Annotated in this window: 1 protein-coding gene; it reads left to right on the top strand. The window is 64.2% G+C overall.

The window, feature by feature from the left end:
* On the top strand, positions 1 to 522 hold a 522-nt coding region (locus KQH55_RS15975), incomplete at both ends, for a condensation domain-containing protein (protein ID WP_235091657.1).

Here is a 522-nt window from a genome sequence, read left to right on the forward strand (position 1 = left end):
CGCGCAGGTACAGCATGACGGTCGTGACGTGAGCGAGGCACACCGGATGTTGCCGCCGGCGTTGAACGATCGGCTGCGTGTACAGGCGCGGCGCTGGGGCGTGAGCTTAGCGAGCCTATGCCATCTGGCATGGGCGCAGGTGCTTGCCCGCGCGAGCGGCCAACAACGTGTGGTGTTGGGCACCGTGCTGTTTGGGCGAATGCAAGCGGGTGAAGGTGCCGACAGTGCGATGGGGCTCTTTATCAATACGCTGCCGCTGCGCGTGGACCTGGACGGCAGTGTGCGGACGTGTATGCGGAGCACGCACGCGCGGCTGGCAGCGTTGCTCGAGCATGAGCATGCGTCGCTGGCACTCGCGCAGCGCTGCAGCGGTGTGCCAGCGGACACGCCGCTCTTTAGCGCGCTGCTTAATTACCGGCACAATGCAATGGGCTTGGATGAGTGCAGCAGGCTACCGGGTGTGGAACTGTTGAGCGCGCAGGAGCGCACTAATTACCCCATCGGGCTGTTAGTGGACGATGA

The sequence above is a fragment of the Mycetohabitans sp. B3 genome (assembly GCF_021498065.1).
Taxonomy (GTDB): Bacteria; Pseudomonadota; Gammaproteobacteria; order Burkholderiales; family Burkholderiaceae; genus Mycetohabitans.